Here is a 6,514-nt window from a genome sequence, read left to right on the forward strand (position 1 = left end):
CCGTTAAGGAAGCAACAGATGAGCAAGCTGCGCGTGGCGGTCCTCGGTGCCAAGGGCCGGATCGGGGCCGAGGCGGTCAAGGCGGTCGAGGCCGCCGAGGACATGGAGCTGGTCGCCGCCCTCGGCCGCGGCGACAAGCTGGAGACGCTGGCGGAGACCGGCGCCCAGATCGCGGTCGAGCTGACCACCCCCGCCTCGGTCATGGGCAACCTGGACTTCTGCGTCCGGCACGGCATCCACGCCGTCGTCGGTACGACGGGCTGGACCGACGAGCGCCTCGCGCAGCTGAAGGGCTGGCTCGCCCAGTCCCCGGAGACGGGCGTGCTCATTGCCCCGAACTTCTCCATCGGCGCCGTACTGACGATGAAGTTCGCGCAGATCGCCGCCCCGTACTTCGAGTCCGTCGAGGTCGTCGAGCTGCACCACCCCAACAAGGTGGACGCCCCGAGCGGTACGGCCACCCGCACCGCCCAGCTGATCGCCGAGGCCCGCGCCAAGGCGGGCTCCGCCCCGGCGCCGGACGCCACGGTGACCGCCCTGGACGGCGCCCGCGGCGCGAATGTCGACGGTGTGCCGGTCCACGCGGTCCGGCTGCGCGGCCTCCTGGCCCACCAGGAGGTCCTGCTCGGCGGCGAGGGCGAGACCCTCACCGTCCGGCACGACTCGCTGCACCACAGCAGCTTCATGCCGGGCATCCTGCTCGGCGCGCGCCGCGTGGTCAGCACCCCGGGCCTGACCTTCGGCCTGGAACACTTCCTGGACCTGAACTGAGCCTCTGACCCCATGCGCGCGAAGATCACCTACCTCGTCACGGCCGCCGTCCTCGTCTTCTACTTCGTCCTGGTCGGCAGCCGCGGCGTGATGCTCATCCAGTCCGGCACCCCGCTGACCGTCACCTTCGGTATCGCGGTGCTGATCCTGCCGGTCATCGGCCTGTGGTTCCTGTGGAAGAACACCGAGTTCGTCCGCAAGGCCAACGCCCTCGCCGCGGAACTGGAGGCCGAGGGCGGCCTGCCGGTCGACGAGCTGAAACGCCTGCCCAGCGGCCGGGTCGACCGTGACTCGGCGGACGAGGTCTTCGCCCGGCGCAAGGCCGAGACCGAGGCGTCCCCGGACGACTGGCGCTGCTGGTTCCGCCTCGCCGTCGCCTACCACGACGCCCGCGACACACCCCGCGCCCGCAAGGCCATGCAGCGGGCGATAGCCCTGCACGAAGGCCGCCCGGTCCAGGTCTGACCCGCCACGCCCACGCGCCGTCCCGGGCACGGGACAGCGGCTGCACCGAAGCGCCGGGGCCATGGGTACGCCGAAGGGGCCGGTCCGCGTTCACACGCGGACCGGCCCCTTCGCATCGCCGTCGTACGGAACCGCCGTTGCACCCGGTCGGCCCGGGGCAGGGCCGCTCAGCCCCGGCGGTTGTCCGCAGCCCACGCCTCCACGGCGTCCGCCGCGCGGTCGAAGGCCTCGGCGCGGCTCAGGAAGTCCGCGTTGTGCGTGGTCAGCAACGGCGGTACGGCATCGCCGGCGCGGTCGGCGCGTGTCAGTACCAGCGCCTGGCCCTGCACCGTGCGCGGCAGCCCCAGCCAGCGGACCGGCTGCTGCACCGTCCGCACGTTCACCACGCGCTCCCAGGCCACCGTGCGCGTGACGAGGAAGCTCACGTGCCGCAGTCCACGCGCGCTCACCCACACGCCCATGCGCAGCAGCCGCACCGCACCGGCGACGATCAGCAGCGCGATGCCGAAGACCGCGGCGGCTCCGCCGATCGTGCCGGTCAGCGCGATGATCACGGCCGCGCTCAGCACGTACGAGGCCAGCAGCAGGCACAGCGCGGTCGCCCCGACCCGCCAGGGGCCGGGCCGGTAGGGGCGCCGCCAGCGGTCGCGGTCGTCATGCGGCAGGGCGACATCTTCGGCTGCTTCTGTGTCGAACGCGCGGTCGGCCGTCAGGAAGGGCAGGGGCACGGCTGGTCCTCACTCGATCCCGGCATCTGCTGTGCCCGGTGAGGCTATCCGGCCACGCCCCGGCTCTCCAGCATTGGGGGCCACGGCGGCGCTCCACACCCCTGCCACGACGGCCGTGGGCGAGCATCAGTGGCCTTCGGACGCCTGCGAGTGCTGGGGCGAGGTGGAGGAGTGATCCAGGCTCAGCGCCGGCATCCCCACCATCAGCGAGCCGACCAGCGCGGCGACGATGGTCAGCCCCAGCAGCAGCCGGCCGGCCAGCTGACCCGCGGACGCGCGCTGAGGAGGCGGAGGAGTGACATTACTGCGGAACCTGTCGGCCTCGGCTATGAAGGCGAACGGGACGGGTTCACGCGGACCGGACATCGGGGGTGGGTCTCCCTTCGGGGACAGAACGGATCTTTGTCATCCGTAGAGACGAACGAACCGCCTCAAAGGTGCCCCGTTTCACCGACTTCTTGCAGTGCGGCACCAAACGCGCCACTGGGTAGAGTGGCGTCGCCACACGACAAGACCGGAAGGCCCACCGAAACCGTGATCCCCGAGGATGACATCAAGATCGAGTTCCGCAGCGACGTCACGGTGGAGCTGGTGAAACACAGCGCGGCCGACTCCGACGTACTGTTCGCCGCCCGTGTGTCCACGCTCGGGGAGCAGTCGCTGGACGAGCTGCAGAAGGACCCGGAGCGCTCCAAGGGCCTGATCAACTACCTCATGCGCGACCGGCACGGCAGCCCGTTCGAGCACAACTCGATGACGTTCTTCATCAGCGCCCCGATCTTCGTCTTCCGCGAGTTCATGCGGCACCGGGTCGGCTGGTCGTACAACGAGGAGTCCGGCCGCTACCGCGAGCTCCAGCCCGTCTTCTACGTCCCCGACACCTCCCGCAAGCTGGTCCAGGAGGGCCGCCCGGGCAAGTACCGCTTCGTCGAGGGCACCCCCGAGCAGTACAAGGTCGTCAGCGACTCGATGGAGGAGTCGTACCGCCAGGCGTACCGGACGTACCAGGAGATGCTGGCCGCCGGCGTCGCCCGTGAGGTCGCCCGCGCCGTGCTGCCGGTCGGCCTGTTCTCCTCGATGTACGCCACCTGCAACGCGCGCTCGCTGATGCACTTCCTCGGCCTGCGCACCCAGCACGAGCTGGCGAAGGTGCCGTCCTTCCCGCAGCGGGAGATCGAGATGGTCGGCGAGAAGATGGAGGCCGAGTGGGCCCGGCTGATGCCGCTCACGTATGCCGCCTTCAATGCGAACGGGCGTGTGGCGCCGTAACGGACCCCCGTTCCGCCGCTCGGCACACATGTACGGTTCAGCCATGCGAAGTGTCCGTATTGCGGCGTTAAGAGAAGTTCATCTAGCCTGATCAAACGGACCCGGCACTGCTTGAACCCCCGAGCAGGCAGTGCCGGGCTCCTCTTTTGTCCTGACTTGCCCGACACCCCGAGGGCAGACCACCTACTGCGCAACGAGTAGCGTGTAACCCATGGCACCGACCTCCACTCCGCAGACCCCCTTCGGGCGGGTCCTCACCGCCATGGTCACGCCCTTCACGGCGGACGGCGCACTCGACCTCGACGGCGCACAGCGGCTCGCCGCGCATCTGGTGGACGCAGGCAACGACGGCCTGATCATCAACGGCACCACCGGCGAGTCGCCCACCACCAGCGACGCGGAGAAAACGGACCTCGTACGAGCGGTCCTGGAGGCCGTCGGCGACCGGGCCCACGTGGTGGCCGGCGTCGGCACCAACGACACCCACCACAGCATCGAGCTGGCCCGCGCCGCCGAGAAGACCGGCGCCCACGGCCTGCTCGTCGTCACGCCGTACTACAACAAGCCCCCGCAGGAGGGCCTGTACCGGCACTTCACGGCCCTGGCCGACGCAACCGAGCTGCCGGTCATGCTCTACGACATCCCCGGCCGCAGTGGCGTTCCGATCAACACCGAGACGCTCGTCCGCCTCGCCGAGCACCCCCGGATCGTCGCCAACAAGGACGCCAAGGGCGACCTCGGCCGCGCCAGCTGGGCCATCGCCCGCTCCGGCCTCGCCTGGTACTCCGGCGACGACATGCTGAACCTGCCGCTGCTCTCCGTCGGCGCGGTCGGCTTCGTCTCGGTCGTAGGCCACCTCGTCACCCCGGACCTGCGCGCGCTCGTCGAGGCGTACGTCTCGGGCGACGTGGTCAAGGCCACCGAGATCCACCAGAAGCTGCTCCCGGTCTACACCGGCATGTTCCGCACCCAGGGCGTCATGACCACCAAGGCCGCGCTCGCCCTGAAGGGCCTGCCCGCCGGGCCGCTGCGCGCCCCCATGGTGGAGTGCTCGCCCGAGGAGATCGAGCAACTCAAGATCGATCTTGCCGCCGGCGGGGTACAGCTCTGACAACAGACTTCGCGCGGCCGCGCGCCACCGCCCCGCGCACCTGAGCTTCACAACTGAATAAGCAGGCCACCGGTGCCTGCGACAACCACAACGACAACTGCTTCTGCACGAACGTCATGCGCGCCACGTGCCCGACCGGTACGTGGCGCGCGTGGTGAGGAGAGTCTTTTGAGTCATCCGCATCCTGAATTGAGCCCGCCCCCGCCGCTGCCCGAAGGCGGCCTGCGGGTCACCCCGCTCGGCGGCCTCGGCGAGATCGGCCGCAACATGACGGTCTTCGAGTACGGCGGCCGCCTGCTGATCGTCGACTGCGGCGTGCTCTTCCCCGAGGAGGAGCAGCCCGGCATCGACCTGATCCTGCCGGACTTCACGTCGATCAGAGACCGCCTCGACGACATCGAGGGCATCGTCCTCACGCACGGTCACGAGGACCACATCGGCGGCGTCCCGTTCCTCCTGCGCGAGAAGCCGGACATCCCGCTGATCGGCTCCAAGCTGACCCTCGCGCTGATCGAGGCCAAGCTCCAGGAGCATCGCATCCGCCCGTACACCCTCGAGGTGGCGGAGGGGAACCGCGAGCGCCTCGGCCCCTTCGACTGCGAGTTCATCGCGGTCAACCACTCCATCCCGGACGCGCTGGCCGTCGCCATCCGCACGCCCGCGGGCATGGTCGTCCACACCGGCGACTTCAAGATGGACCAGCTCCCGCTGGACAACCGCCTCACGGACCTGCACGCCTTCGCGCGGCTGAGCGAGGAGGGCATCGACCTCCTCCTCACCGACTCCACCAACGCGGAGGTCCCCGGCTTCACGGCGCACGAGCGGGACATCTCCAACGTCCTGCGGCAGGTCTTCGCCGGCGCCCGCAAGCGGATCATCGTGGCGAGCTTCGCCAGCCACGTCCACCGCATCCAGCAGATCCTCGACGCCGCCCACGAGTACGGCCGCCGGGTCGCCTTCGTCGGCCGCTCCATGGTCCGCAACATGGGCATCGCGCGTGACCTCGGCTATCTGCGGGTCCCGCCGGGCCTGGTGGTGGACGTCAAGACGCTCGACGACCTCCCGGACCACGAGGTGGTCCTGGTCTGCACGGGTTCCCAGGGCGAACCGATGGCGGCCCTGTCCCGCATGGCCAACCGGGACCACCAGATCCGCATCGTCGACGGCGACACCGTGATCCTGGCGTCCTCGCTGATCCCCGGCAACGAGAACGCGGTCTACCGCGTGATCAACGGCCTGACCCGCTGGGGCGCGAACGTCATCCACAAGGGCAACGCCAAGGTGCACGTCTCCGGCCACGCGTCCGCGGGCGAGCTGCTGTACTTCTACAACATCTGCCGCCCGAAGAACCTGATGCCGGTCCACGGCGAATGGCGCCACCTGCGCGCCAACGCCGAGCTGGGCGCCCTCACCGGCGTCCCGCACGACCACATCGTCATCGCCGAGGACGGCGTCACCGTCGACCTGGTCCAGGGCAAGGCCAAGATCTCCGGCAAGGTCCAGGCGGGCTATGTCTACGTCGACGGCCTGTCGGTCGGCGATGTCGGCGAGCCCGCGCTGAAGGACCGCAAGATCCTGGGCGAGGAGGGCATCATCTCGGTCTTCGTGGTGGTCGACTCCTCCACGGGCAAGATCACTGGTGGCCCGCACGTCCAGGCGCGCGGCTCCGGCATCGAGGACTCGGCCTTCGTGGACGTCCTCCCGAAGGTCGCCGAGGTGCTCGAACGCTCGGCCCAGGACGGGGTCGTCGAGCCCCACCAGCTGCAGCAACTGGTCCGCCGGACGCTGGGCAAGTGGGTCTCGGACAACTACCGGCGCCGGCCGATGATCCTGCCGGTCGTGGTGGAGGTCTGACGCCCTGCCAGGCATGCACTCGGAGCGGGGCGCCTCGATTTGCATCGAGGCGCCCCGCTCCAGTACGTTTACGGCTCCACCTCGACGGGAACCCGGCACACTTCGTGCGCCAGGCGGCTCCGGAGGGGGTGGGAAATCCGGCTCAGAATCTCTGATAAAGTCGGAACCGCCGGAAAGGGAAACGCGAGAGCGGAAACCTGGAAAGCACCGAGGAAATCGGATCGAGAAAAGATCTGATAGAGTCGGAAACGCAAGACCGAAGGGAAGCCCGGAGGAAAGCCCGAGAGGGTGAGTACAAAGGAAGCGACCGTTCCTT

At 69.3% G+C, this 6,514-nt stretch carries 7 protein-coding genes; 5 read left to right on the top strand and 2 right to left on the bottom strand.

From position 1 onward, the window contains the following. The first annotated feature begins 18 nt into the window (after positions 1-18). Both dapB and ACZ64A_RS35810 read left to right on the top strand, forming a co-directional pair. Positions 19-771, top strand: coding sequence for a 4-hydroxy-tetrahydrodipicolinate reductase (gene dapB / locus ACZ64A_RS35805; RefSeq protein WP_469816112.1), 753 nt, complete (start codon positions 19-21; stop codon positions 769-771). Between the two features lie 12 nt (positions 772-783). After that, positions 784-1,236 carry a tetratricopeptide repeat protein gene (locus ACZ64A_RS35810; protein WP_361638688.1) on the top strand — a complete coding sequence of 151 codons (453 nt, stop codon included), beginning with the start codon at positions 784-786 and terminating at the stop codon, positions 1,234-1,236. Between the two features lie 167 nt (positions 1,237-1,403). Here the strand turns inward: ACZ64A_RS35810 and ACZ64A_RS35815 are convergent, their stop codons facing one another. Further along, positions 1,404-1,964: a hypothetical protein gene (locus tag ACZ64A_RS35815; protein WP_469816113.1), complete on the bottom strand. Its 561-nt coding sequence runs from the start codon at positions 1,962-1,964 to the stop codon at positions 1,404-1,406. Positions 1,965-2,090: 126 nt separating this feature from the next. Continuing rightward, positions 2,091-2,330: a hypothetical protein gene (locus ACZ64A_RS35820; protein ID WP_469816114.1), complete on the bottom strand. Its 240-nt coding sequence runs from the start codon at positions 2,328-2,330 to the stop codon at positions 2,091-2,093. Positions 2,331-2,498: 168 nt separating this feature from the next. On the opposite strand from ACZ64A_RS35820, the gene thyX reads away from it, so the two are divergent. The 3 genes from thyX (at position 2,499) to ACZ64A_RS35835 (ending at position 6,198) form a co-directional block, all read left to right on the top strand. Next, positions 2,499-3,233 (top strand): FAD-dependent thymidylate synthase, encoded by a 735-nt coding sequence (thyX, locus tag ACZ64A_RS35825; protein ID WP_469816115.1) that lies wholly within the window; start codon positions 2,499-2,501, stop codon positions 3,231-3,233. A gap of 211 nt (positions 3,234-3,444) precedes the next feature. Then, positions 3,445-4,344: a 4-hydroxy-tetrahydrodipicolinate synthase gene (gene dapA / locus ACZ64A_RS35830; RefSeq protein WP_469816116.1), complete on the top strand. Its 900-nt coding sequence runs from the start codon at positions 3,445-3,447 to the stop codon at positions 4,342-4,344. 168 nt (positions 4,345-4,512) lie between these two features. Then, entirely contained in the window at positions 4,513-6,198 is a 1,686-nt protein-coding gene (locus ACZ64A_RS35835) for a ribonuclease J (RefSeq protein WP_469816117.1), read from the top strand. Positions 6,199-6,514 lie beyond the last annotated feature (316 nt).

It is taken from the genome of Streptomyces sp. NPDC104814 (assembly GCF_055583185.1).